The sequence below is a fragment of the Pontibacter sp. T17 genome, assembly GCF_057219875.1.
Genome location: NZ_JBXVVW010000001.1, coordinates 1640222 through 1664412, shown reverse-complemented (window position 1 = coordinate 1664412; position 24191 = coordinate 1640222). Strand labels below are relative to the sequence as shown.

Sequence of the window (24191 nt, the reverse complement as noted above, 5' to 3'; positions counted from 1 at the left end):
AGCAGACTACACCTGCCATAGCTACCCCTCCCGCGGAAAAGCCCCAGACCGAGCAGCCCCCTCTTACACAGCCTCCTGCCACACAACGCCCAACAACAGGCCGCAGCAGGCTGGCCCTTTCACTCGACGCCTTCGACCACGAGGAAGAAACGCACGAGACAAAGCCCACGCTGGCACCCATACAGGACTATCCCCCCGTTGATCCTGCTGTTTTCAACGAGGCTTTCGACCGCCTGCTGCCACTGCTAGAGGGGCCTCGGGCTGCCCTCCATGCCATTCTCCGTGGCAAATTCTATCGCCTCGAAGGCAACCGCTGGATCCAGAAGGTCCCCGCACAGTTCGAGCTAAAGCGCGTCGAGGACGACCGCGAATACCTGGTAGAACAGCTTCGCATTTTTACGGAAAACCCCGGCATCGTTCTTGAAATTGAACTTGACCCCAGCATTCGTCCCGCTCAGCCACGTGAAACTATGTTAACGGACGAAGAGCGGCTGGGGATTCTCCAAAACCAAAACCCCCTTCTCACCCAATTCCTTGAGCGTTTCAAAACCAGGATTGGGTACTGACCGCACCAAAATTCCTAACGTTTGTTAATGACGCAACGGATTGGGACTTTCGGACTGTATTTTAAGCGTTAACCTTAAGCTAAGCAGGCCTATTGTGTATACCTCTACTCCTAAACGCATTCCGCACACTTTCTGGCGGAACCTCGCAGTAGCGACACTGCTCCCCCTTCTGTTTCTCTCCGGTTGCCAACGGGTAGCCCGGCCGCAATACCGTCCGCTCTATTCTCTGGCCGACTACGGTACCTACGATAAGTATTTCTTCTGGACTACCTCTCCCGACGGCAAACGACTCCTCATCAACAGCAGGCCCATGGCCTACCAGGCCAGTACGGCCAACGACAAGTTCAAGCTGCTGGAGGCATCGCTCAGTGGAGGTGACACCCGTGTTCTCGTCGGTCTGGACACCATGACGGCCGAAGGCATTGCTTACCTGCCCGACAGCCGAAGCGTGTTGTTCCTCTCCGTCAGCCCTGCCCAGTTTGAGCCGTCCCTGCTGCTCCGCCGCCCCGACGGCTCCATACAGCCTATCGAGACCAGCAACCTCGAGCATATCAAGCCACTGGGTTACACCTGCTACTACGACACCACTATTGTGCTGAGGGCCTCTCCGCGTGGCAGCTCGAACACCAACCTCTATTGCATCTCGCTCAATACCCTGCGCATTACGCAGCTCTATTCCAACGACTCCCTGTTCTACCTCGGCCCTGTTTCGCGCAACCGTAAGCTCATCACGGTTGCCAGAATGAAAACCAATGCGGCCAACGAAGCCATGATCTTCGACCGCCACAAAGCCCTCTATATACCCATTGGTGCACCGGGCAGCCCTGCCATCACCGAACCTGTTGACTTTGGCCCTGGGGACTCAACACTCCTGTACCTCACCAACCAGAACAGCGATTTCCTGTACCTCATGCGCCTCCATATCCCCACTGGGCGCCGCGAGGTAATCTATCGCGCAAATGGGTCTGTACTGGCGGCACAATACTCCCCCTCCTATCGCTATATCTCTATCCAGACCATGGAGGCGGGCCGCCCAGAAGGCATCCTGCTGGACGCACAGACTTTGAAGCCCGTGCCACTGCCCGAAGCACCACTGTCCGGAACCCGACCCGTACTGGTCACTCTGGCGCATCAGGAAAAACAGATGATCATTGGCTATGCAGGCGCCTCCAGCCCCACCATCATCTGGGCTGCTGAAAATGGCCGACTCACCCACAAACTCACCGAGCCTTTCCGCCACCCCTTCAACTGCAATGAACTCGCCGCACCCCAAAGCAGGTATTTCTCCTCTTTTGATGGCGAAAAGATTCAGGCGTTTGTTTACCGGCCTACCTGGACGCCTACGGGCACGCGCCACCCTGCGGTCATCATTGTTCACCCTGGCCCCAATGGCCTGGCCTATGAAAGCTACCAACCGTTCCTCCAATACCTTGTGAGTAAAGGGTTTGTGGTAGCCGAAATCAACCATCGGGGCAGCGGTGGCTTCGGCCGACGGTTTGCCGACCTCGACAACCAGCGCCAGGGAATCGACGACACCCGCGACATCATGTCGCTCCGATATCACCTTATCCAGGAAGGCCTCGTCGATTCCACTCGGATGGGAATCATCGGTACCCGTTATGGCGGCTTTCTTGTCGAATCGGCGCTGACCTCCTATCCCGATGCTTTTGCGGCTGGTGTAGACAATTTCGGGTTTACCGACCTCCTCGATTTCCTCGAGAACCCTCCCACTTACGTCTCGGCCGACCGTAAAGCCCTCTACACTGAGTTTGGAGATCCCCGCCTTCAACGTGAGGCCATCATGGCCCGCTCCCCTCATTACGCAACGGCACGCATCAAAGCGCCAATCCTCCTCATCCGCGGTGGCACGGGCTCCAAGTCGTCCCGCGACTGCACCGAGCAATATGTTCAGGCGCTCCGCAATCGACAGATACCCGTTCGTCTTATTACTTTCGAAGATGAGGGCTACGGCATTTTCAAGGTCCAGAATCTTGGTATCTCCTACGACGCCATCAGCAATTTCCTCGAGGAATATCTCCTGAAACCCCGTACTACTCCCTTGGCGCAGACACCCCCACAGCCCGACTCCATGCCAACCCTGACCGCCGGCCACTGAGCCCGCCGGTTACCATTTAGGTATGTTTGCACCATGAATTTCGAGAAAGGCCTCTTTCTTGACCGCGACGGCGTGGTCAATGTCGAACATGGCTACGTCTGCCATCCACAGGATTTCATCCTGCAGCCCGCTTTCTTCGACCTCGCCCAACTGGCCTTCCAACAGCATTACCGGCTGGTAATCATTACCAATCAGGGCGGCATTGCCAAAGGCCTCTATGACCTGACCCTCGTGCAACAGCTGCACACCTCTGTACAGCTGGCACTCCAGCAGCAGGGACTCCCTCCTGCCAGCTTCTACGTCTGCCCCCATCACCCCGATTTCTCGGCGTGCCTCTGCCGTAAACCCGGTGCGCTCTGGTTTGAACGTGCGCTCCACCGATACGGCCTCAATCCCGGCAAATCCTGGATGATTGGCGACCGCGAACGCGACCTTATCCCAGCACATTCCCTCGGAATGCACACCGTAATGGTCGGCGATCACACATCTCCCTATGCGCACGCACACCTGCCCGACATGGAACAGGTGGTCAAATATTTTCATAACGCCAGCGTCAACTGAATCACTTCTTGGGCTAGGTTCGTATATACCTGAAACGGACCTCCATGTATCTGGAAAGCACCGAACAACTCTCCCCCGGGATGCTCCTGCTGGCCAACCCCATGATGGCCGACCCCAATTTCAAACGCAGTGTCATCCTTTTGGTGGAACATGGCGACGAAGGCAGTCTCGGCTTCGTGCTCAATCGCCCAGCCAATGCCCGCCTCAGCGATGTCATGGAAGACATCACCGCTGCCGTCTCTCCGACTCTTTTCATCGGCGGCCCCGTGCAGATCGAAACCCTGCACTTCATCCACCGTCATGGCGACCTCGTCGAGGACACCCACCAGATAGCCCCAGGCATATTCTGGGGGGGCACCTATGAACAGATTCGCGACCTCCTCTCCATTGGCCGCATCAGCCCCCTTGACACCCGTTTCTTCGTCGGTTACGCGGGCTGGGCGCCCGAACAGCTTCGCGAAGAAATGACCGAGAAGAGCTGGATCATCACCCCCAGTTCCCCTGCCATATTTCAGGAAGACCCCGCTAAGCTCTGGCAGAGAACCTTGCGCAACATGGGCGGAGAATTTGCCCTCATAGCCAATTTCCCAGAGGACCCACGGCTCAACTGACCATTTTGTGCCCAAATGGTTTGTATTTCAGCACGGCCATGTCTATTATAGTACCTGATTCTGCCTGCCTGTTTCTGTTTGCCGAAATACAGGCTGGCTGAGCCACTGAACCTGTACGAAACTGAAACTCAACACCTTCCCCCGCTGCGTTTCCCATACGGCATCACCACGTTGCCAGGTTCTTTCTGCATACCCGCTCCTCTTCGATCAACCTCTCTGAAGTAGCAGAAGAATGTACCTCCACTATTACGAAAAGGGTGTCGCGCTCAACAACCAGGCCCGATACAAAGAGGCGTTGAACATGCTTCTGTTTTCGCTGCAGTTGAAACCCTCACATGCCGAAGCCTGGTTCGAAAAAGGTGTTGCCCTCGAAAACCTCAACCGCTTCGACGAAGCGCTCAAGGCCTATTCCAAAGCCGCTGAGCTCAACTCCGACTTCGCCAAAGCCCTCTACAGCAAATGCCAGCTTCTAGGCAAAATGGGCCAGGTCGAGGAAGCACTTGATCTCCTTAACAAGCTTACAACCCAGCTCCCGGACGACCCCAAACTCTGGTTCGCCAAGTGCTTCCTCTACCGCAAAGTGGGAAAGGAAGACCTCGCGATGGAAGCCCTCACACATGCCTTGGAGCTGAACCCCAAGGAAGCCCGTATCTGGTACTTCAAGGCGATTTTCTACGCCGGAATGAAAGACCGGAACAACACCCTCGAGAATCTTCGTAAAGCCATCGACATCGATAAGCGCTACAGCGCCGAAGCCCTCCACGAAGAAGTCTTCGAGTTCTACGCCCATGACCCCGAGTTCCGGAAGCTTACTACCGTAGACCCCGCCACACTACAGTCTACCGGCGTCTGATTTCGCTACTTTCTCTGCCGCCCTGTTGCACTCTCCCCTACCACGCCGTAGCTTCGTAGGAACTGATACCTATGAAACGACTGCTCGTCCCGATTGACTTCTCCGCCTGCGCAACCTCCGCGTTCCGCAGTGCCATTCAGCTTGCCCACACCACGCAGGCCGAAGTGCACGTCCTTAACGTTTATCGGATCAAGGCTAGCAGCCCTTTTCAGTCTCTCGATGCCATCAACCAACTGGAGGTGAAAGCCGCAGCTGAGGCGCGCGCACAACTAAGCGCGTTTGTTGCGGAAAACAAAACAGGCCTTCCAGAGGTCAAAATCACCGAATACGCTCGCGCTGGCTTCGCTATTGAGGAAATCATTCGACTGGCCGAAAGCCAGCCATACGATCTGGCCGTTATGGGCACCAAAGGCGTCAGCAACCTCAAGGAGAAAATCCTCGGCACCAATACAGCTACGGTTATCCAGAACCTCGACTTCCCCGTACTTGCTGTACCTGAAGGCTGCACCATCAAACCCTCGCCGCGCATCGCCTGTCTTACAGATCTTGAGCATACCAACCTCAACGCCTGGGGGCACCTCATCAAGACTGCCCGCGCCCTCAACGCCACCATTGTGGCCTATCACATTGCCAAGGAAGGCAAAGCGCATACCGACGATTGGTATGCCAATGCTGTAAAGAACATCTCCGATTCACTCGGCTATCATGCCTTTGAAAGCGTTAGCGCACGCAAGCATACGCTGAATGATGCCATGGCCCATCTCAACGACGTCGTCAAGCCCGACTGGATTGCAGTCAATGCCAACGAAAAAGGCATCTATGGCCACATATTCAACACCACTGCTCTAAAGAGCGGCACGCACCTCGTTAACGTGCCTATTCTGGCGTTGGTGTAATCCTGCGCTCTCTATAGCAACGGCACTTCAGCTTCTGCACCAGTCTGCAGTTTGCCGTCGGTAAACTGCATGGATGCCAGCATGCGGTACAACCCATCTTCTACACGGATGAGTTCATCGTGGAGGCCGCGCTCCACTATCCTGCCGCCCTGTAGCACCAGTATCTGGTCTGCCGTGCGTACCGTAGCCAGTCGGTGCGCAACAATGAACGTCGTACGCCCTTGCATCAACTTGTCCAGCGCCTGTTGAACCAAATGTTCTGATTCCGAGTCCAGCGAACTCGTCGCTTCGTCCAGCAGCAGAATGGCAGGGTCTTTCAGCACAGCGCGGGCAATCGCTATCCGCTGACGCTGCCCGCCGCTCAGTTTCACACCCCGCTCACCCACTATTGTACTCAGCCCATCCGGGAACCCCTGGATGAACTCCAGCGCATTGGCTTTGCGGGCTGCTTCCAGTATTTCCTCCTCGGTGGCGTCCAGCCGACCGTAGGCAATGTTTTCCCGAATCGTGCCGCCAAACAGCAGCACTTCCTGCGGCACAATCGCCATCTGGGCGCGCAGTTCACTCAGTGGCAGGTCGGCCATGTCGCGGCCATCCAGCAGGATACGCCCCGACTGAGGCTGGTAAAAACGCAGCAACAGCGAAATCAGCGTAGACTTGCCAGCACCACTTGGCCCCACCAGCGCCACTTTCTCGCCAGCGTTGGCCGTGAAAGAGATACCCTTCAGCACATCCCGGCTGCGGTCGCCCTGGTAACCAAACATCACATCTTCGAACGCCACACGGCCTGCAAGACGTTGGGCACGTGGTTGCCCCGCTTCCAGCTTCACGGGTTCCGTTGTCTCGCCCATCAGCTCACGTATACGCTCAGTGGCACCCACGGTGCGTAACACCTGCGCGTACAGTTCCCCAAAGTTGCCGATGGCTGCACCGACAAACATCGTGTAGATCAGAAAACTCGTTAGCTGACCCACCGTGATTTCACCCGCAGCGACCAACTGGCTGCCATACCACAACACCAGTACGATAGACCCAAACAGCGCAAAAATCACAAACGAAACAAAAGCCCCCCGGAACAGCCCTCCCTTCAGTGCCACCTTCACCATGCCCTCTATGGCCGTCTCGTAGCGTTTGCGCTCGTACCACTCATTGGCGTAAGACTTCACTGCCTGAATACCCTGTAGCGACTCCTCTACCACCACCTGCGCCTCGGCCAGGCGGTCCTGCGCCTCCTTCGATATCTTCCGGATGTAGCGCCCCAGGAAAATGGCCACCACTATCAGCAGCGGAAACGATGCCAGCATCACCAGCGACAGCTCCGTCGAGATGTAGAAGATCACCGCCACACCCACTGTCAGGCTGGCAAGGCCCCGCAGCATTTCCGCCAGCGTAAACGTGAACGTATCGTAGATCATGCTTACGTCGTTTGACAGGCGCGAACTCAGCTCGCCTACCCGATGAGACGTAAAGAAGCTCATCGGCAGCTGAATGATGTGCGAATAGAGGTCTTTGCGCAGCGCCGCGACTGAATACTCGCCCACCCGCACAAACATCACAATCCGTAGAAACGAGAACACCGACTGTGACACCAGCACCACCACCAGCACCATCGCCAGCGAGTTGATGGACGTCGCCAATGATGTCGCAGAAACGCTCATCGTTGTTCCAAACAATCGGTCTATCTGCGTCAGTAGCGAGTTCCCATTCGACGCCGTGTCTACCAGCCCACCTATGATGGCAGGGAACATCAGCGTAGTGGCGCTGCTCAGCGCCAGAAACACCAGGCCCAGTATCAGATAGCCCGCATGGGGCCGTACGTAACGGAAAAGCCCCGCCAGCTCCCGGATGCCTTTACGATCCAGTTTGCCTTTGGGGGCGTCGTCGGCAGCGCCGCGGGCTGCCCGTCTGTGTTTTGCCATCTCAGAGCGAAAGTAGCAGTTCCTGCTTTTTCAGCTCAAACTCAGCTTCAGTAATTATTCCCTTCTGCCGTAGAGCTGCAAGCTTTTCCAGCTTCGTAAACACATCATCCGGTGCAGAAGGTGCCGCCGTAGTGGCATTTGTTCCTGTGGCACTGGCAGCCTCCTCTGTTTTACCGCTGGCCTGCTTCTCCATCCATTCCTTTTGTAGGCGGGCGGCTACTTCTTTGCCCCGCTCCAGCTCCTCTTCAAATACTTTCCGGGCCGCTGCCGAATCGAGCGTTTCCAGCGTCCCGCCCTGCTCAAAATGCCGGATGAACACCTGGCCGATGGCATATGTGGCACCGCCACTCAGAATCGCCATTGATGCCCCACCCAACAGTGTACCTACCAGTGGAATCGCCTTCACGAAGCTTGCGCCGACACTCGCCAGCGTAGACGTCACCAGCGAGGTAATGATGGCCTTCGACGAGCTTTCGTCATACTTCACCTCATACAGTTCGCACAGCTTTTTCACCATGCCCACCTGCACTGCCGTCACTGCCGCTATATCCAATAGTGGCACCGGCACCAGCCCTGCCCCCAAAGACCATAACACCTGTTGCTTGACGATCTCGTCAGCTTTCTCGCGCTTGTTCATACCCAATTGCTTGAAAAAATTAAACACATCCATCGGGCCCATATGCTGAAGAGACGTTACGATTAAGGAAAAGATGCACCCGCGGCTCAGTATTTCACCAGATAGTACATGAGCTTCACGTACTCGTTGTTAACGAAAATCAGCCCATCTTCTTTCTCCCACCACGCATTTTCATCAAAACGTTTGCTCGGTGCACCAAAAAACAACACTTCCACGCCTTCCAGCTTCGCCTTTTCCATTTCGCGGGCAAATTGCCACCGCGTGCGGCGAAGGTGCATCCGGTTGGTAATTACTGCCACTTTCTTGTATTTCCGCGCCTGGCATAGTTTCACAATAAACTGACACTCCTCTACAGTTGAGGTACCCACGCGCTGAATTTCCGTTGCCAACAGCGGAACCCCTGCCTTTTTGGCTACATGTGCTGTTACATCTGCCTCACTGACAGCCGAGTCGGTCCACGCTACTACTGGCTCCGGCGCCTGAGACCCCGTAAACACCAGCCGATTTACCAACCGCTGGGTGTAAAGCTTCGCCGAATATTCGCCCCGCGACAGCTCCCCGCCCCCCAGCACAAAACCTACCTCAACTGGGGCAGCAGCATCTTCTGCCCACAAATAATAGCCAAAGCCCCGCAATATGGGATAGCGCAAGAGCCACAGAAGCCCAATCAAGATTCCCAGAATCAGAAATCTGAAAAACCAGCGGCGTATCCAGTCAGGAACCCATTGCCGCTTGCGGAAGCTCATGTGCTGATTCACAAAATTTTATCGATTGGTTAGTTTTGGTAGTGAGGAATTCCGGAGGAATGATGAAATTTGGACTTCCAGTAAAAGTCTGAACGATATTCAGCACTCAATCGCGCTGCAGGCAAATTTTCCCTGGTTTGACCATCAGTACGTTTTTGTTGCAAGGTATTTCGGGCAGGCTTACTGACAACCAAACGTACAAGTTTTGTCATGATTGCCCTAGACACCATATCCGCACGTACGACACATCTCATTCGTACCAAGGGTATTAAAATCAATGCACTAGCCGCGAAAATCGGTCTCAGTGGCCAAGGTCTGCGTGATATTCTTTCTGGCAAGTCCAAAAGCCCGAAAGCAGATGTCGTCGTATCCCTGGCGCAGGAGCTCGGCGTTTCTACCGATTGGCTCCTCAAAGGCTCTGACGGCGGCTCCTTCGCTGGCTTCGAGCTCCAGGACACCATATCGCCCTATGGCCTGCCACGTACCAGCGCACGTCCATCCCAGACCTACACCTTCGTACCCTACCGCGCCATTCAGGGTTTCGTAGCCCACTACGATAACCTGGCGCTCGTAGAAGACCTCCAGCGTTTTGCCCTCCCCGAGGCCTTTTCGCTCAAAGGCGAAGTCATTGCCTTCGAGGTAGACAGCGACGGTGCTGCGCCCGGCCTCAACGCTGGCAGCATGGCCATCTGTACCGCCGAAACCGGCGATATGCGTTACATCCAGAGCGGCCTCCTTTATGCTATCATCTACGCCGGCCACTTCGGTATCCGCCGCGTCGTAAACCGCGTACAGGAGCAGGGCATTATCGAGCTCTATGCCGCCGACGTCAACTTCCCGCCTATCAAGGTGCGGGTAGAAGACATCCAGAAACTCTGGCGGGTGCAGTTGGTGATGCAGCGCGTCTGACGCACACCGCTCAGAACACTGGCCGATACACCACGATGCCGATAATGCTCGTCCGTTCGGCCAGATACTCCAGCAGATCCTGGCGGAGCACCACTTGTCCCTGTTTCGACGACGCATGGGTAAGCTGGACTTCGCCAGCCTCTGCGTGGATAAACCCACAATGTGATACATCCAGCCCCGGCTGTTCCGTCACCAGCCCTACTATGTCGCCCGTCTGGGCATAGGGCAGGTACGCCGCAATGCCGTCTATGGGCACGTAATACCGCTCGGCATTCGTCAGTGCAGCTTCCTGTGCTGTAATCCGCTGCCAGTCGCGTATACCCCTGAACTTCTCCGGGTGCAGGCTCATGTAGCCTATCGGCTTTGCGAAGGCCATACCTACGCCGCTGCCTAAGTCTACCAGCAAATCCTGTCGCTCCAGTTGAGCCAGCGCGCCAGTGAAATAGTAATGACGGTCTTCCCAGGTTTGGTTCCGCCCCCCAAAGTAACGCACCGCGTTGAGGTGGCTCACAAACTGCTCCAGTGTACGCCCCTGCTGCGTCTGACGATTTCGGGCGGCCAGCGCCAGTGCCAGTATGTTCTCCACGAACGTCACGCAGTCCATTTGTTCCAGGTTCACAAGCGTCTGGCCCGCCTTGCAGCCCCAGCCTCCGGCACCGTAGGGCACCCCTTCAAATCGGGCATAGTGCCGTTCGTAAAACTCCTGAAAGCACGTGTAGGGCAGGCTGTCGCTCAGTACCTCGGTAAGCGCCCGCTCCGATTTGCCCACCACAAACGCGCTGCCCACCAGATACCGCGAGCTGCGGGCCGAGGTAGCAAAAAGCAGGATGATACAGAGTACGGCAATACGTACCATGGCGCGGTGATCGGTCAGGCCAAGATACACCCCGCAGGCCGTTCGGCAAAAGCTGTCCTGCTGCTCAGATCAGCTGGTGGTTGTACGGTTGCAGCACCATCTCCGACATCACGGCCGAGTCGGGCTGCTGCGCCGCAAACCAGATAGCCCGCGCAGCGTCCTGCACCGTAATCAGCTTCTCGCGTTGTGGGTTCAGTCCAATGTCGTTCCAGAACTCGGTGTCCACCCCACCGAAAAACAGTGTCGTCACTTTCACGCGGGTACGCCGCAGGTCTTCCCGCAGCGCTTTAGCATAGCCCACCAGCGCATATTTCGACGCCGAATAGGCCGCCGAGCCCGCCATCGTTCTGGCACCCAGCACCCCCGGCACAAACAGTATGGTGCCTTCCTTCCGCTCCTGGAAGTGTGGCAGCAGTGCCTGCGTCAGCAGCATGGCGCTGAAAAAGTTGTCGGCAAACAGACGGTCAAAATCGCCTTTCTCCAGCTCCTGTGCGGGCTTGATCAGGCCCTTGCCCGCGCAGTGCAGCACGATGTCCACCTGGCCAAACTTATCCTTCGCAAACTCTACAATCTCCTCGGCATCTTTCTCGGTACGCAGGTTTCGCACGATGGGCAGATAGTTGCCCCCGGCGTACGAAGGCACTTTGTTTTCCTGGTTGCGCCCCACCGCCACCACCTTCGCTTTCGACTGCATGAACAGCTCTGTCACCGCCTTGCCGATACCTGAAAACCCGCCCGTGATGAGTATTACCTTGTTCTGAAGCATAACCTGTTGAGGAGAAGGATGTATGTGCACAACACGGCCACCCCTCGGCAGGTTTCAATTTTTTTTGAAAATTCAGAATTGTTCCAACTTTTTCGCCGCCCGCCTCGCTGGCCTCACGGTCTTCGGGCAGGCTGTCCAGCAGTGCGGGAGTATGGTCATAGTGCTCGGGCAGCGGCAGGGGCTCGGCTGTGAGCAGGGCTGCAATCGGCGGCTGCCCCGCCTCCACCCACGCCGAATACCAGCACGACCCCACCAGATGCACCGCCGCAAGAAACCGCCGCTCCACCTGCCCTTCCAGCAGTTGGTGCCAGGCAGCCACATAAGCTGGTGCATAGCGTTTCTGCAACTGCCGCCCACGCTGCACATATTGCCAACGGCGGCCTTCGGCCATACTGTGCCGCAAGGCACTTTCCGTAGCCAACAGTGTATCCAGCGCCGCATGCGAGGCAAACACTGCTGCCCACACTGCCATGTCAAACCGTTCGTAGTAACGGGCCATCGGGGCCAGTCGCTCGAACTGCTTGGGCAGCTGCTCGGGCAGTTGGCTCTCCCATAAGCCATGTATGCCGTGCTGCCCGGTCAGCTGGCCATTGTAGTTGCAGGTGGTGTGCAGCGGCACATGGGCATCAGCCAGATAGTGCCCCAGCTCAGCCGAGAGATAGAGAATATCGTCGCGGCGGCGGTCTTCAAATGCGCGTATCAGGCGCTGATACAGCTGCTGTACATACCAGGGCAGCAGCCCGTGCCGGGCCAGCGAATCGGCCCCATACTGCCGCAGAGCTGTTTCCCATCCACGTGGCACATCGACAAACGGTGGCTGGCTGTATACATCCAGGTCGATGAAATGCCGCGGTGCCTCGACAGGCAGAATGTACCGTCGCTTGTCGGGGTTCACAGCCTGGGCCCCCAGATAGCCCACAAATGGCCGATAGAATGCCTGCAGCTCGGCCGGCAATGCATATACCGCCCGCCGATTGATCTGCCGGTGCGCCCAAAAGCCCCAACCATACACCAAATGCGGGCCCAACACCAGCAGCCACACCGACAGCCTGCCGCACATCCTTGCGCTGTTTATACACTTCACCCCCGAATAAAACAGCCAAACTCATTGAACACCCTATCTTTGCGCAACTCTTCTATTTACTACAACCTACACGATGAGGCGTTTTGGGCTGGCCACGGTCGTACTCCTGCTCCTATCAGCTACCGGAAGCTGGGCACAGACTGCTGCCAAGGATGTATACCGCCGCGAAAAACTGGGGCCGCAAATCAACACCGACGAGTACGACGAAAGCGCGCCGCTCCTCAGCTCCGACGGCCGCATGCTCTTCTTCTGGTCGCTCAACCGGCCCGACAGCTATGGCCTCCAGGACATTTACATCAGCGTACAGGACAGCCAGGGCCACTTCCTGCCTGCCAGCAATGCCGGCGCCCCCCTCAACGACCAGACCTGCAACATGCCCTTCGCCGTCACGCCCGACGGCACCCAGCTCCTTGTCTACGCCCCCAACGCCCGAACCGGCTCCGATGTAGCCGTCTCCCGCCGCGAACCCCTCCAGTGGGGCCGCCCCACACCCCTCAAGATCGACGGCTATGCCAACGCCGGGCAGGCATCCATGTCCGCTTATCTCGGCGCCGATGGCGTCACCCTGCTCCTCTCCATCATCGGCCCCGACTCCCACGGCCAGGAAGACCTCTACGTCAGCTTCTACAGCAAGCAGACCCGCAGCTTCAGCACACCCCGCAACCTCGGTGCGGTCCTCAACACCACCGGCAGTGAAATCACGCCTTTCCTCGCCCCCGACGGCATCACCCTCTACTTCTCCAGCAACGGCCTTCCAGGCGGACAGGGCGGCGACGACATCTGGATGACCCGCCGCCTCGACGACACCTGGCAGCACTGGTCAAAGCCCGTCAACCTCGGCCCCCGTATCAACACTCCCGGCGACGAATACTACTTCCGCTTCGCCGCCGATGCCAGATACGGCTACTTCGTCAGCAACTACCAGTCGCCCAGCAAAGACATCTATCGCGCCCTGCTGCCCGCCTCCATCCTGCCCAAGCCCGTCATGCTTGTTACGGGCCGCGTGCTCGACCAGCGCACCCAGGCCACCCTGCCCGCCTCCATCCGCTACGAAGACCTCGCCACCGGCGAAGAACTGGGCATCGCAAACACCGACACCGTCTCCAACACCTACAGCATCATCCTGCCCGCGGGTAAAACCTACGGGTTCATGGCCGAAGCCTACGGCTACATGGCCGTCAGCGAGAACCTGGAGGTGAAAATGCCCGCGGGCAAAACCTATGGCCGCCTCACCCGCGACCTTACTCTGGCCCGCCTCGAAGCCGGACAGACCGTCCGTCTCAACAACCTCTTCTTCCCCACCGCCTCCGCCGTTCTCGCCCCCAACTCGCGCCCAGAGCTCCTGCGCCTCGCCGAGTTGATGAAGCGATACCCCACCATGATCATCGAGATTCTGGGCCACACCGATGCCATAGGCAATGCCGACGCCAACCTCAAGCTCTCCGAAGCACGCGCGCGTGCCGTGGCCGATTTCCTCATCGAACAGGGCATTGTCGCCAGCCGTGTCGGCGTCAACGGCCTGGGTGCCACCAAGCCTGTTGCTGAGAACGCCACCGAGGCAGGTCGCGCACGCAACCGCCGCGTCGAGGTGCGCATCATCATGATATGAACCGCACCAGCGGGTCACAGGCTGGGCTTTGACGCTATCTTTGCCCCATGCAACCCGAACACCGCAACCCGTGGACAACCCTGTCCTCGGAGGTGAAATACGACAATCCCTGGATCCGCATCACCGAGCATCAGGTGGTGCACCCGAGCGGCAACCCCGGCATTTATGGAGTGGTGCATTACCACAACCTGGCCGTGGGTGTGCTCCCTGTTGACGCAGAAGGCTACACCTGGCTCGTAGGCCAGTACCGCTACCCCCTCGACATCTATTCCTGGGAAATACCCGAAGGTGGCTGCCGACTGGACCGCGAAACCGCACTCGAAGCCGCTGCCCGCGAGCTCAAAGAGGAAACTGGCCTCACTGCCTCCCACTACTCCCTGCTAACCCGCCTGCACCTCAGCAACTCCGTCTCCGACGAAGCCGCCGAAATCTACCTCGCCACTGGCCTCACCCCCGGCGAAGCCCAGCCCGAGGAGAGCGAGGAACTGCGCCTGCGCCGACTGCCCCTTGCCGACGCCATTGACATGGCCCTCCGCGGCGAAATCACCGACGCCATGAGCGTGGCCGCACTCTTCCGTGCACAGCTCCTCCGGCTCGAGGGCAAACTCTAGCCTTGAGACCCGCCCTTTCGTAGCTTACGGGTACTTACCTCCACCGCTTCCCCCCACACTACCGCCATGCGCTCCATCCCCTTCGCCGAACTCAAAGTGGGCGACACCGCCGAAATCTCCAAGCTCGTCACCGAAGAGCTGGTACACCTCTTTGCCGACATCTCCGAAGACCGCAACCCCGTCCACCTCGACCCCGAGTACGCCAAGGGCACGTTCTTCAAGCAGCGTATAGCCCACGGCATGTTGGGCGCGGCCCTCATCAGCGCCGTACTCGGCACGCGTCTGCCCGGCCCCGGTGCCATCTACCTGGCGCAGGACCTCAAGTTCAAGGCCCCCGTTCACTTCGGCGACACCCTCACCGCCCGCGTCGAGGTAGTAGACCTCAACGTCGACAAGAAGATCGTCACCCTCCGCACCACCTGCCTCAAGCAGGATGAAACCCTCGTAATAGACGGAACGGCGACCATCAAGCTCTTCGCCTGACAGTCGCCGTTCGCGCTTATTGCCTTACAGGCCCGGTGACTGCTGATCAGCTCAGCACCGCCGGGTCAAACTTCACGGTCAGCGGGTTGCCATCCTGCAGGCGGCGCAGATAGCCACCCAGCATCGGCACCTCGTAGGCAAAGAAGTAGTCCAACGTTACCAGCTTGCCTTCGTAGAAGGCCTTCTCGGTGCCACTGGCCCCAGCGGCCATTGCCTGCTGTGCCTTGATACCCTGCTTCAGCCACTGCCAGCCAATCACCACTATGCTGGCGGCTTCCATGTACAGGTTGGCATCGGCCAGGAACGTATCCAGTTCGCCCTTCATGGCATATTGCAGCAGGTGCATGGTGGCGGCCTGCAGTTTACCTGCCGCGGCACCCAAAGCCTCGGCATGGGCTTTCAGGCGCTCGTGTGCCATCGCTTCCTGCACCGTTGCGCCTATCTCCTGGCCCAGCGCCATCATGGCGGCGCCGTTGTTCATCGTCACCTTGCGGCCCAGCAGGTCCATGCTCTGGATACCCGTGGTGCCCTCGTAGATGGTGTTGATCTTCACATCGCGGTAGTACTGCTCCACCGGGAAGTCGCGGCAGTAGCCATAGCCACCAAACACCTGCATCGCCGCCGAAATGGCCAGAATGCCGTGCTCAGAGGGATATGTCTTCGCGATGGGCGTCAGCAGGTCCAGCAGCATGGCGTAACGGGCCTTGTCGTCACCTTCGGTGGTGTGCGTAAGGTCTTCATACATGGCCAGTTGCAGCAGAAGACCCAGTGAACCTTCGGCCACGGCTTTCTGCATCAGCAGCATACGCCGCACATCGGCGTGGTCTATGATCAGCTGCTGGGCCGACTGCGGGTCGCGGTTGGCGGCACTGCGCCCCTGCGGCCGCTCGCGTGCATATTCCAGCGACGCATGATAAGCTGCTGTTGTCACGGCCGTAGAACTCAGCCCCACGCCCAGGCGCGCTTCGTTCATCATCTGGAACATATACGACAGGCCACGGTTTGCCTCGCCTACCAGCCAGCCGATGCTGCCACCGTTGTCGCCAAACTGGATGTGCAGCGCAGGCGTGCCCTTCTCACCCATTTTGTGGAAGACGCCTGCTGTCATCACGTCGTTGGGCACCAGCTTGCCGCCTTCGGGGCGCAGCTTGGGCACCACAAACAGCGAAATGCCCTTCGTACCAGCAGGCGAGCCGGGAATGCGCGCCAGCACCAGGTGCACCACATTCTCAATCGAGTGGTAGTCGCCCGCCGAAATGAAAATCTTGGCGCCCTTCACCAGATATGTGCCGTCGCCTTTGGGCGTAGCCGTCGATACGATGTCGGCCAGCGAACTGCCTGCCTGGGGTTCGGTCAGGCACATGGTGCCCTGCCACTTGCCCATGTCCATGTTCGGCAGGTAAGTGTTGCGCAGTTCTTCGTTGCCAAAGTTGCGGATCAGCCGTGCAGCGCCCATTGTAAGGCCTGCGAAGTTGTAAGCCGCTTTGTTGGCTGCCGAGAAAATGAAGGCAGTAGCCATGTGCACAATGGTCGGCATCTGAAGGCCGCCGTGCTCGGCGGGCACGGGCGTCAGCAGCCAGCCACCTTCACCAAAGGCCTTCATCATGTCGGCCACGGCGTCGTGCGCTTTTACCTGCCCGTTGTGCAGGTCGGGCTCTTGGCGGTCCATCTCTTCGTAATAGGGCCGCAATTGCGTTTCCGCAAGCTTGAGGGCGGCATCCAACGCCATATCAAACGCCTCGCGGTTGTGGTCGGCAAAGCGGGGGTGTTTGGTAAGGCTCTCAGCGCCGAACACCTCGTGCAGCAGAAACTGCAGGTTTCGGGGATTGACAAACGGTTTTGCCATGAATTGGGGAGATGTGTTTTTCGTCTCCCCAAGATAATTCAAAACCTGCCGAACGCGCGTTCGGTTGGCTGCCAGAACCAATCTAAATCTGTCAGAAAGAGCCCAGGAAGTGCAGAATTACCGGCGGGTCCAGCAGCACCGTCAGCACTATGCCCGAGACTGCGCCCCAGAGGTGCGCACCGTGGCCAATGTTGCCGCCGAGAAGGGCGTTGTTGCGGCCACGCTGGTCGGCCCAGTAGCTGAACGCCAGATACAGCAGCGCAAACAGCCACGCTGGCATCGGTATCACGAACATTACCCCCAGCATGGCCATCGGCTGGTACAGGATGAACGAGAACACTACTGCACTGATGGCTCCCGATGCCCCCAGCGCCATGTAACTGGAATCGCGGGCATGCTTCGCGATCACTGGCACGTGGCTGCCAATCGCGCCCAGCACATACACCAGCCCAAACTTCACGTGCCCCAGATACCCCATTTCCAGCACCGGTGCAAAGTAGTAGAAGGTGATCATGTTGAACAGCAGGTGAAACACGTCGCCGTGTATCAGCGTGCTCGAAAGCACACGGAAATACTCTTTCCGCTCCACCACCCGCCACGGTATCAGCATGAACCGCATCAGGATGCCCTGGTCTATGAACAGGGCATGGATGCTCGTTACCAGTGTCAGTAGGAATAAGAAGCCAGCCACTGGAGCGGCCATCAACAGTTCCAGCATCGGAGTGGGGTCGGTCAGTGTTTACGGTTACCCAGAAGGGCTGCCAGTGCACGCAGCTGCTGTATGGCCTCGCGGTCGGCGTAAGGGGTCAGCAGGCTGTCGGCCTCTGCAAAATAACGGTTGGCCAGCGCCTCGGTTTCCTCACGGGCCTGCGTAGCAGCATAGATGGCCTTCACCGCTGCAATCTTGGCTTCGGACTGGTCAGAAACGGTGCACCACCGCAGCAGCTCGGCTTTCTGGTCGGCAGTGCCACGGGCATAGGCCGTCAGCCACAGGTAGGTCTTCTTGTTCTCCAGAATGTCGCCGGCCACCTGCTTGCCAAATTCTGCCGCCGAAGCATACACGTCCAGTACGTCGTCCTGCAGCTGGAAGGCCGTACCCGCCAGCATGCCATAGCGTTCCAGATGGTTCTGCGTTTCTACCGACGCACCCGCTGCCGCGGCACCCAGCTTCAGGCTGGCACCCAGCAGGGCCGCCGTCTTCTTGCCGATCATGTCCAGATACTCCTCCACCGTCACCGACTCGCCCGGCCGTGCCGCCAGATCCATGTCCTGCATCTGGCCTTCGCACACCTTCATGGCCCCATCGGCGAAGATGTCCACCAGGTCAGCGGCGCACTCCGGAAAACGCCGTGCTACCAGTCGCATGGCTTCAGCAAACATGGCATCGCCACTCAGAATGGCCGTGTTGGCGTCCCATTTCTGGTGCACCGTAGGCATGCCGCGCCGGGTGGGCGCATTGTCCATGATGTCGTCGTGTATCAGCGTGAAGTTGTGAAACAGCTCCACCGACAGCGACGCATCCAGTGCCCGGCTGGGCACCGTATCGTTTTCAGCAAACGCCTTGTAGGCAAGCAACACCAGCAGCGGACGCATCCGCTTGCCTTTCAGCCCCAGAATATAGGCCATGGGCGCATACAGGTTTTCGGGCTTCAGCTGCTGATAGGGCAGCGCGGCCAGCCCGGCTTCCACTTCTTTCAGCAGGGCTTCCAGCGAAAGGGCGGTACGGGTGGCGGTATCAGGCGCGGGCATTGGCGAGAGGCTTGGGCGGTAGTTTTTCCAGATAGGTGAAGTCGGCCGTCCGTTTCACCAGGTTGGTCTTCTTGACTCGCACCTTAACACGGTCGCCCAACTGAAAAGTTCGGCCCGTACGGCGGCCTACCAGACGGTATTTCTGCTCGTCAAGGTCGTAGTGGTCGTCGCGCATCTCGCGAAGGGGCACCATGCCCTCGCACTTGTTGCCTTCCAGTTCCACATACATCCCCCACTCGGTCACGCCGCTCACCATGCCTTCGGCTTCCTGGCCCAGCATGCCTTGCAGGTATTCCACCTGTTTGTACTTGATGCTGGCGCGTTCGGCGTCGGCGGCGCGTTTCTCGCGATCCGAGCTGTGGCGGCACATCTCTTCCAGGTGTATTTCGTCCACGTGCACTTTCCCGTCCAGCACCTGTTGCAGAATGCGGTGGGCCAGCACGTCCGGGTAGCGGCGGATGGGGCTCGTGAAGTGCGTGTAGAATTCAAAGCCCAGCCCGTAGTGGCCCGAGTTCACCGTCGTGTAAATCGCCTTCGGCATCGAGCGGATGGCAATCGTCTGAATCAGGTTCTCCTCCGGCTTGCCCATCACTTCCAGCACCAGTCGGTTCAGCGATCGCGAGGCCTGCCGCTTGTCCGACACGTCCATCCGGTAGCCGAAGCCCGCCACAAACTTGCGCAGCGTTTCCAGCTTCTGCTCGTTCGGGATGTCGTGTATCCGGTACACCATCGGGTACGGCGGGTTGCTCCGTGCTTTGGCAACAAACTCGGCCACCTCGCGGTTGGCCAGCAGCATGAAGTCCTCAATCAGCTTGTGGGCGTCCTTCCGCTCCTTGCGATACACCGCCACGGGCCGGAACTGGTCGTCCAGCTTGAACTTCACCTCTTCGGTCTCGAAGTTCACACTCCCAGCGGCAAAGCGTTCCTTGCGCAGAATGTGCGCCAGACGGTTCAGCGTCAGCAGCTCTTCGGCGTAGTCGCCCTGGCCGGTTTCCAGCACCTTCTGGGCTTCCTCGTAAGAGAAACGGCGGTCAGAGTGAATCACCCCGCGGCCAAACCAGCGGTTCAGGATGTGGCCATCCTCGGCCATCGTAAAGACGGCGGAGAACACCGGGCGGTCTTTGTTCGGCACCAGCGAACACAGGTTGTTCGACAGGCGCTCAGGCAGCATCGGGATGGTGCGGTCTACGAGGTACACACTGGTGGCGCGTTCGTAGGCGTCGCGGTCCAGCGCAGTGCCTTCCTTCACATAGTGCGTCACATCGGCAATGTGCACGCCCACTTCCATAGTGCCGTTGGGCAGGCGCTCAAACGACAGGGCGTCGTCAAAGTCTTTCGCGTCGTCCGGGTCTATGGTGAAGGTCGTTATCGGGCGGAAGTCGCGGCGCTTGGCCAGGTCTTTCTTCGACAGCGTTTCGGGGAAAGCGTTGGCTTCGGCCACAGCCTCGGGATCATGTGCCGTGTCTATGCCAAACTCCAGCACAATGGCGTGCATCTCGGCAAGGTGCGTCCCGGCTTCGCCCAGCACCTCCACAATCTCGCCTACGGGCTTGGGCCCGCTCCAAGAGGTGATGCGTGCCAGCACTTTCTCGCCGCTGTGGGCGCCCTTCAGTGCAGCCTTCGGAATCACGAACTCGTGCCGGATCTTGTTCCACTGCGGAATGAAGCTGGCGGTTTTGCCACCGTTGTACTCCAGCGTGCCCACAAACTCGGTGCGGGCGCGCTTTACCACGCGCACAATGCTGCCAAACACCTTGCCGCGGTACACCCCATCGATGCGCACCAGCAGGGTGTCTTCCGGCATGGCCTTCAGCGTGCTCGGTGACGGCAACTGGATTTCCCCAATCACCGGCAACAGCACGCGGGCGATGCCTTCGCGGGTTATCTCCAGCTTGCCTTCATACTCGGCCCCTATCTGCACATCCATCGGCACTGCCAACGGCTGGGTCGGCATGGGACGCTCGGTGCGGGGACGGGCCTCGCGGGGTTGGTCTCCCGTATCGTCAGGTTCGGCTTTTGCACGGGCTGCCAGCGCATCGCGCAGGTCCCAGGCTTTCTGCTTCAGTTCCTTGGCGGTGAGCCCGGCTTCGCGCAGCAGGTCGTTGAAGTCAGCCTCGCTGCCCACACGGGCCAGCAGGGTTTTCAGCAGTTGCTTTTCTACGTCGGCGGGGGTCAACTCGGCTTTGGGGGCGGCCTTGCGGCTGCCAGAGCGGGCACCCTTGCTGGTGTCATCGCCAGTGGTGGCGGCAGGTTTGCGGCGACGGGTGCGGGTGGTGGCGGCAGGCGCTGCGCCTGCGGTCTCTGTGTTGTTCTTCTTGGATTTGGCCATCAGTCAGTGGCAGCATCTACATGCGGCTGCCGGATAAATAAGTGTGTGTAAATCAGTACGGCCCCTTGTAAATGTACGCAACCCCACGACAAAAGCAAAAACCCGCCTTGCAGGGCGGGTTTTCGGGTTTCTGGAGCCAAGAGCCGGATTCGAACCGGCGGCCTGCGCGTTACGAATGCGCCGCTCTAGCCAACTGAGCTATCCTGGCAGTTTGAGAGTGCAAATGTACGGCTTTTGGAATTTCCGTCAAGTACCCTCTCCTTGCATTCTCTATTTCCGGTGCCGTGCCCGCAGCACTTCCACCACCTCTTCCAGCGAGTAGCCTGCCGCCCGTAGAAGCAGCAGGTAGTGGAACATCAGGTCGGCCGCCTCGCCCAGAAACTGGTCGCGGTTGCCTTTGCCGCCATGTTGCAGCACGGCCTCTATGGTCAGCTCCACACCTTCCTCACCCACCTTCTGGGCTATCTTCGGCAGGCCCTTGCGCAGCAACTTCTTCGTGTACGACTCATCCTCGGTGTCCACGTCCGAAATCCGCTGCGCCAGCAGGGCCTCCAGCTCCGAGAGGAAACCATAGTGCCCCGTGTTCTCCTCGGCCCAGCAGGTGTCGGTGCCTGTGTGGCAGGTGGGGCCTTCGGGCCGGGCACGCACCAGCAGGGTGTCGTTGTCGCAGTCTACCTTCACATCTACCAGGCGCAGGTAGTGGCCTGTGGTTTCGCCTTTGGTCCACAGTCGCCCTTTCGACCGGCTGTGAAACGTCACGCAGCCCGTACGCAGTGTCTCGGCATAGGCGGCGGCATTCATGTAGCCCAGCATCAGCACCTGGCGGGTGTTGGCATCCTGCACCACGGCAGGCACCAGCCCGTCTGTCGATTTGTCGAAGTCTATCTTCAGGTCGTAGCCCATTGTAATGGCTGGTATTGGCGGGAACGGGAGGTCAGAGACGGATGGCAATGCCCTCGGCAGCAAGGTACTGCTTCAGGTCGGGAATGGCGATTTCGCCGTAGTGGAACACACTGGCGGCCAGCGCGGCATCGGCTTTGCCCTGTGTGAATACGTCGCGGAAGTGCGGCAGCGCCCCACCCCCACCCGACGCAATGATCGGCACCGGAACGGCCTCCGACAACTGGGCCAGCAACTCGCAGGGGTATCCGGCTTTGGTGCCGTCATGGTCCATCGAGGTCAGCAGCAGCTCGCCCGCACCGCGGTCCACGGCTTCGCGGCTCCAGGCCAGCGCCTCGCGGCTGGTAGCCTGCCGCCCACCCGACACGTACACGTAGTAAAGGCCATCATCGTGGCGCTTCACATCCACGGCCACCACCACGCACTGGTTGCCATAGTGGCCCGACAGCTCGTTGATCAGCTCGGGGCGGCGCACGGCGGCGCTGTTCACGCTCACCTTGTCGGCCCCGGCACCCAGCAGAGCTTCCACGTCGGCCAGCGCACTGATGCCCCCGCCCACGGTGAACGGTATGTTCAGGCGCTCGGCCACCCGGCGCACCAGCTCCACAAAGGTCTTGCGGCCTTCGTGCGTGGCCGTGATGTCGAGATACACCAGCTCGTCGGCACCTTCGGCGGCATAGCGTGCGCCCAGCTCCACGGGGTCGCCCACTACGCGCAGCCCTTCAAAGTTGATGCCCTTCACCGTCTGCCCGTCCTTCACGTCCAGACACGGTATGATGCGTTTCGTCAGCATGGGAGCGTCAGGGCCGCAGCGCGGCAATCAGTTGTGAAACAGTGGTTTTGCCTTCGTACAGGGCCTTGCCAATAATGGCACCGTCCAGCCCCATTTCGGCCAGGCGGCGCACATCTTCGGCAGTGGTTACGCCCCCGCTGGCAATGATCTTCAGGCCGGGGCACAGCGTCTGTAGCCGCTGGTACAGTTCAAAGGAAGGCCCAGCCAGCGCGCCGTCCTTCGAGATATCGGTGCAGGCCACATAGCCTACGCCGTTTTCGTGCCACGCGCGGATGTACTCGCCCACCTCGTGGTCGGTAGCCTCCAGCCAGCCCGACACCGCAATGCGGCCATTCCGGGCGTCGGCCGACAGCACCACCTGCTCGGGCCCAAACTTATCTATCCAAGCCACAAACCGCTCGGGCGCACGCGCTGCAAGGCTGCCAATCGCCACCTGCGCTGCTCCCAGGTCAAAGGCCTTCTCCAGGTCCTCCGTCTGCTGAAAGCCCCCGCTGAAGTCTACCTTCAGCTGCGTGTGGGCACAGATACGCTTCAGCACATCCCACTGCTGCACGGCACCGGCCTTGGCGCCATCCAGATCTACAAGGTGGAGGTATTCAGCGCCTTCGGCAGCAAACTGCTGTGCCTGTTCCAGCGGGTCTTCGGCATAGGTGGTCTGCTGGGCGTAGTCGCCGTGGGTCAAACGCACGCAGCGCCCGCCAATCAGGTCTATTGCGGGCAACAATCGGAAGGCCTTGTTCATAATGCCAGAAAGCGTTTCAGGAGGGTTTCGCCCAGCGTACTCGATTTCTCGGGGTGAAACTGCACCGCGTGGAAGTTGTCCTTCCACGCACCTGCCGCAAACGGAATGCCGTAGGTGGCGGTACAGTTGGTGTGCGCACCCAGTTCTACATAATAGCTGTGCACAAAGTAGGCATACTGCCCGGCAAGGCCGTCCAGCAGAGGGCCCGTGGCGGTGTCCAGCTTGTTCCAGCCCATCTGCGGAATCTTCAGCTTCTGGCCGTTCACCTCAGCCGGAAACTTCCGCACCTGCTCGCCAAAAACGCCCAGACAGTCCACACCGCCGCCTTCCTCGCTGTGGGCACACAGCAGTTGCAGGCCTATGCAGATACCCAGCACGGGCTGCTTCAGTGTCGGAATCAACTGCGCCAGCCCACGCGCGTGCAGGTTGCGCATCGTGGTAGACGCTTCTCCCTGACCGGGGAAAATGACGCGCCGCGCCGCCTGGATGGCTGCGGGGTCTGCGGTCAGCGCATAGGCGTTCTCGGCCAGGCCTATCCGTGCCAGTGCAAACAGCACACTCTGCACATTGCCTGCGCCATAGTCTATTACCGCTACTTCCAGTGCCATA

General features: G+C 59.1%; 22 protein-coding genes and 1 tRNA gene. 9 read left to right on the top strand and 14 right to left on the bottom strand.

Features of this window, described 5'->3' with window-relative positions; genetic code table 11:
- The first annotated feature begins 660 nt into the window (after positions 1 to 660).
- The 5 genes from AC2D8O_RS07340 to AC2D8O_RS07320 all read left to right on the top strand — a co-directional run bounded on the left by AC2D8O_RS07340 (position 661) and on the right by AC2D8O_RS07320 (position 5603).
- Complete coding sequence (locus AC2D8O_RS07340) at positions 661 to 2682, top strand: alpha/beta hydrolase family protein (protein WP_484678147.1); 2022 nt, start codon at positions 661 to 663, stop codon at positions 2680 to 2682.
- Positions 2683 to 2715: 33 nt separating this feature from the next.
- Positions 2716 to 3243 carry a D-glycero-alpha-D-manno-heptose-1,7-bisphosphate 7-phosphatase gene (locus tag AC2D8O_RS07335; RefSeq protein WP_484678146.1) on the top strand — a complete coding sequence of 176 codons (528 nt, stop codon included), beginning with the start codon at positions 2716 to 2718 and terminating at the stop codon, positions 3241 to 3243.
- 44 nt (positions 3244 to 3287) lie between these two features.
- Positions 3288 to 3854 (top strand): YqgE/AlgH family protein, encoded by a 567-nt coding sequence (locus AC2D8O_RS07330; RefSeq protein ID WP_484678145.1) that lies wholly within the window; start codon positions 3288 to 3290, stop codon positions 3852 to 3854.
- Positions 3855 to 4086: 232 nt separating this feature from the next.
- Complete coding sequence (locus AC2D8O_RS07325) at positions 4087 to 4707, top strand: tetratricopeptide repeat protein (RefSeq protein WP_484678144.1); 621 nt, start codon at positions 4087 to 4089, stop codon at positions 4705 to 4707.
- Between the two features lie 71 nt (positions 4708 to 4778).
- Entirely contained in the window at positions 4779 to 5603 is an 825-nt protein-coding gene (locus tag AC2D8O_RS07320) for a universal stress protein (protein WP_484678143.1), read from the top strand.
- An 11-nt stretch (positions 5604 to 5614) separates the two neighbouring features.
- Here AC2D8O_RS07320 and AC2D8O_RS07315 read toward each other — a convergent pair whose 3' ends face one another.
- The 3 genes from AC2D8O_RS07315 to AC2D8O_RS07305 all read right to left on the bottom strand — a co-directional run bounded on the left by AC2D8O_RS07315 (position 5615) and on the right by AC2D8O_RS07305 (position 8905).
- Complete coding sequence (locus AC2D8O_RS07315) at positions 5615 to 7522, bottom strand: ABC transporter ATP-binding protein (RefSeq protein WP_484678142.1); 1908 nt, start codon at positions 7520 to 7522, stop codon at positions 5615 to 5617.
- Position 7523: 1 nt separating this feature from the next.
- Positions 7524 to 8159: a DUF697 domain-containing protein gene (locus AC2D8O_RS07310; protein ID WP_484678141.1), complete on the bottom strand. Its 636-nt coding sequence runs from the start codon at positions 8157 to 8159 to the stop codon at positions 7524 to 7526.
- 86 nt (positions 8160 to 8245) lie between these two features.
- Positions 8246 to 8905 (bottom strand): YdcF family protein, encoded by a 660-nt coding sequence (locus AC2D8O_RS07305; protein WP_484678140.1) that lies wholly within the window; start codon positions 8903 to 8905, stop codon positions 8246 to 8248.
- A 210-nt stretch (positions 8906 to 9115) separates the two neighbouring features.
- On the opposite strand from AC2D8O_RS07305, the gene AC2D8O_RS07300 reads away from it, so the two are divergent.
- Positions 9116 to 9814 carry a helix-turn-helix domain-containing protein gene (locus tag AC2D8O_RS07300; protein WP_484678139.1) on the top strand — a complete coding sequence of 233 codons (699 nt, stop codon included), beginning with the start codon at positions 9116 to 9118 and terminating at the stop codon, positions 9812 to 9814.
- 10 nt (positions 9815 to 9824) lie between these two features.
- Here AC2D8O_RS07300 and AC2D8O_RS07295 read toward each other — a convergent pair whose 3' ends face one another.
- The gene (locus tag AC2D8O_RS07295; protein WP_484678138.1) at positions 9825 to 10670 is read right to left on the bottom strand and encodes an N-acetylmuramoyl-L-alanine amidase-like domain-containing protein; all 846 of its coding nucleotides are present in this window, start codon (positions 10668 to 10670) and stop codon (positions 9825 to 9827) included.
- A 64-nt stretch (positions 10671 to 10734) separates the two neighbouring features.
- Positions 10735 to 11364 carry an SDR family oxidoreductase gene (locus tag AC2D8O_RS07290; protein WP_484678137.1) on the bottom strand — a complete coding sequence of 210 codons (630 nt, stop codon included), beginning with the start codon at positions 11362 to 11364 and terminating at the stop codon, positions 10735 to 10737.
- 1229 nt (positions 11365 to 12593) lie between these two features.
- Here AC2D8O_RS07290 and AC2D8O_RS07285 point away from each other — a divergent pair.
- From AC2D8O_RS07285 to AC2D8O_RS07275, 3 genes are all read left to right on the top strand, one after another.
- The gene (locus tag AC2D8O_RS07285) at positions 12594 to 14129 is read left to right on the top strand and encodes an OmpA family protein (protein WP_484678136.1); all 1536 of its coding nucleotides are present in this window, start codon (positions 12594 to 12596) and stop codon (positions 14127 to 14129) included.
- 47 nt (positions 14130 to 14176) lie between these two features.
- Positions 14177 to 14740, top strand: a complete 564-nt coding sequence (locus AC2D8O_RS07280) for an NUDIX domain-containing protein (RefSeq protein ID WP_484678135.1) — start codon at positions 14177 to 14179, stop codon at positions 14738 to 14740.
- A 66-nt stretch (positions 14741 to 14806) separates the two neighbouring features.
- A complete protein-coding gene (locus AC2D8O_RS07275; protein ID WP_484678134.1) occupies positions 14807 to 15223 on the top strand; it encodes a MaoC family dehydratase in 417 nt (138 codons plus the stop codon).
- Between the two features lie 46 nt (positions 15224 to 15269).
- Here AC2D8O_RS07275 and AC2D8O_RS07270 read toward each other — a convergent pair whose 3' ends face one another.
- The 9 genes from AC2D8O_RS07270 to hisH form a co-directional block, all read right to left on the bottom strand.
- Positions 15270 to 17069 (bottom strand): acyl-CoA dehydrogenase, encoded by a 1800-nt coding sequence (locus tag AC2D8O_RS07270; protein ID WP_484678133.1) that lies wholly within the window; start codon positions 17067 to 17069, stop codon positions 15270 to 15272.
- 91 nt (positions 17070 to 17160) lie between these two features.
- On the bottom strand, positions 17161 to 17787 hold the full coding sequence (locus AC2D8O_RS07265; RefSeq protein WP_484678132.1) for a rhomboid family intramembrane serine protease: 627 nt from the start codon (positions 17785 to 17787) through the stop codon (positions 17161 to 17163).
- A gap of 14 nt (positions 17788 to 17801) precedes the next feature.
- Complete coding sequence (locus AC2D8O_RS07260; RefSeq protein WP_484678131.1) at positions 17802 to 18818, bottom strand: polyprenyl synthetase family protein; 1017 nt, start codon at positions 18816 to 18818, stop codon at positions 17802 to 17804.
- Positions 18805 to 21147, bottom strand: a complete 2343-nt coding sequence (gene rnr, locus AC2D8O_RS07255) for a ribonuclease R (RefSeq protein ID WP_484678130.1) — start codon at positions 21145 to 21147, stop codon at positions 18805 to 18807. The genes AC2D8O_RS07260 and rnr overlap by 14 nt, the downstream gene beginning before the upstream one ends.
- Before the next feature lie 131 nt (positions 21148 to 21278).
- Positions 21279 to 21355 (bottom strand) — tRNA-Thr (locus AC2D8O_RS07250).
- Positions 21356 to 21417: 62 nt separating this feature from the next.
- Positions 21418 to 22098 carry a bifunctional phosphoribosyl-AMP cyclohydrolase/phosphoribosyl-ATP diphosphatase HisIE gene (hisIE, locus tag AC2D8O_RS07245; protein WP_484678129.1) on the bottom strand — a complete coding sequence of 227 codons (681 nt, stop codon included), beginning with the start codon at positions 22096 to 22098 and terminating at the stop codon, positions 21418 to 21420.
- Entirely contained in the window at positions 22082 to 22840 is a 759-nt protein-coding gene (gene hisF / locus AC2D8O_RS07240; protein ID WP_484678128.1) for an imidazole glycerol phosphate synthase subunit HisF, read from the bottom strand. Before hisF ends, hisIE begins: the two co-directional genes overlap by 17 nt.
- A 7-nt stretch (positions 22841 to 22847) precedes the next feature.
- Positions 22848 to 23582 carry a 1-(5-phosphoribosyl)-5-[(5-phosphoribosylamino)methylideneamino]imidazole-4-carboxamide isomerase gene (hisA, locus tag AC2D8O_RS07235; RefSeq protein ID WP_484678127.1) on the bottom strand — a complete coding sequence of 245 codons (735 nt, stop codon included), beginning with the start codon at positions 23580 to 23582 and terminating at the stop codon, positions 22848 to 22850.
- On the bottom strand, positions 23579 to 24190 hold the full coding sequence (gene hisH / locus AC2D8O_RS07230) for an imidazole glycerol phosphate synthase subunit HisH (RefSeq protein ID WP_484678126.1): 612 nt from the start codon (positions 24188 to 24190) through the stop codon (positions 23579 to 23581). Before hisH ends, hisA begins: the two co-directional genes overlap by 4 nt.
- Position 24191: the final 1 nt, after the last annotated feature.

Excerpts from the sequence above, each read along its gene's own strand:
- AC2D8O_RS07335 (WP_484678146.1), top strand. The coding sequence starts at position 2,716 with ATGAATTTCGAGAAAGGCCTCTTTCTTGACCGCGACGGCGTGGTCAAT.
- AC2D8O_RS07330 (WP_484678145.1), top strand. The coding sequence starts at position 3,288 with ATGTATCTGGAAAGCACCGAACAACTCTCCCCCGGGATGCTCCTGCTG.
- AC2D8O_RS07325 (WP_484678144.1), top strand. The coding sequence starts at position 4,087 with ATGTACCTCCACTATTACGAAAAGGGTGTCGCGCTCAACAACCAGGCC.
- AC2D8O_RS07320 (WP_484678143.1), top strand. The coding sequence starts at position 4,779 with ATGAAACGACTGCTCGTCCCGATTGACTTCTCCGCCTGCGCAACCTCC.
- AC2D8O_RS07315 (WP_484678142.1), bottom strand. The coding sequence starts at position 7,522 with ATGGCAAAACACAGACGGGCAGCCCGCGGCGCTGCCGACGACGCCCCC.
- AC2D8O_RS07310 (WP_484678141.1), bottom strand. The coding sequence starts at position 8,159 with ATGAACAAGCGCGAGAAAGCTGACGAGATCGTCAAGCAACAGGTGTTA.
- AC2D8O_RS07305 (WP_484678140.1), bottom strand. The coding sequence starts at position 8,905 with ATGAGCTTCCGCAAGCGGCAATGGGTTCCTGACTGGATACGCCGCTGG.
- AC2D8O_RS07300 (WP_484678139.1), top strand. The coding sequence starts at position 9,116 with ATGATTGCCCTAGACACCATATCCGCACGTACGACACATCTCATTCGT.
- AC2D8O_RS07295 (WP_484678138.1), bottom strand. The coding sequence starts at position 10,670 with ATGGTACGTATTGCCGTACTCTGTATCATCCTGCTTTTTGCTACCTCG.
- AC2D8O_RS07290 (WP_484678137.1), bottom strand. The coding sequence starts at position 11,364 with ATGCAGTCGAAAGCGAAGGTGGTGGCGGTGGGGCGCAACCAGGAAAAC.
- AC2D8O_RS07285 (WP_484678136.1), top strand. The coding sequence starts at position 12,594 with ATGAGGCGTTTTGGGCTGGCCACGGTCGTACTCCTGCTCCTATCAGCT.
- AC2D8O_RS07280 (WP_484678135.1), top strand. The coding sequence starts at position 14,177 with ATGCAACCCGAACACCGCAACCCGTGGACAACCCTGTCCTCGGAGGTG.
- AC2D8O_RS07275 (WP_484678134.1), top strand. The coding sequence starts at position 14,807 with ATGCGCTCCATCCCCTTCGCCGAACTCAAAGTGGGCGACACCGCCGAA.
- AC2D8O_RS07270 (WP_484678133.1), bottom strand. The coding sequence starts at position 17,069 with ATGGCAAAACCGTTTGTCAATCCCCGAAACCTGCAGTTTCTGCTGCAC.
- AC2D8O_RS07265 (WP_484678132.1), bottom strand. The coding sequence starts at position 17,787 with ATGCTGGAACTGTTGATGGCCGCTCCAGTGGCTGGCTTCTTATTCCTA.
- AC2D8O_RS07260 (WP_484678131.1), bottom strand. The coding sequence starts at position 18,818 with ATGCCCGCGCCTGATACCGCCACCCGTACCGCCCTTTCGCTGGAAGCC.
- rnr (WP_484678130.1), bottom strand. The coding sequence starts at position 21,147 with ATGGCCAAATCCAAGAAGAACAACACAGAGACCGCAGGCGCAGCGCCT.
- hisF (WP_484678128.1), bottom strand. The coding sequence starts at position 22,840 with ATGCTGACGAAACGCATCATACCGTGTCTGGACGTGAAGGACGGGCAG.
- hisA (WP_484678127.1), bottom strand. The coding sequence starts at position 23,582 with ATGAACAAGGCCTTCCGATTGTTGCCCGCAATAGACCTGATTGGCGGG.
- hisH (WP_484678126.1), bottom strand. The coding sequence starts at position 24,190 with ATGGCACTGGAAGTAGCGGTAATAGACTATGGCGCAGGCAATGTGCAG.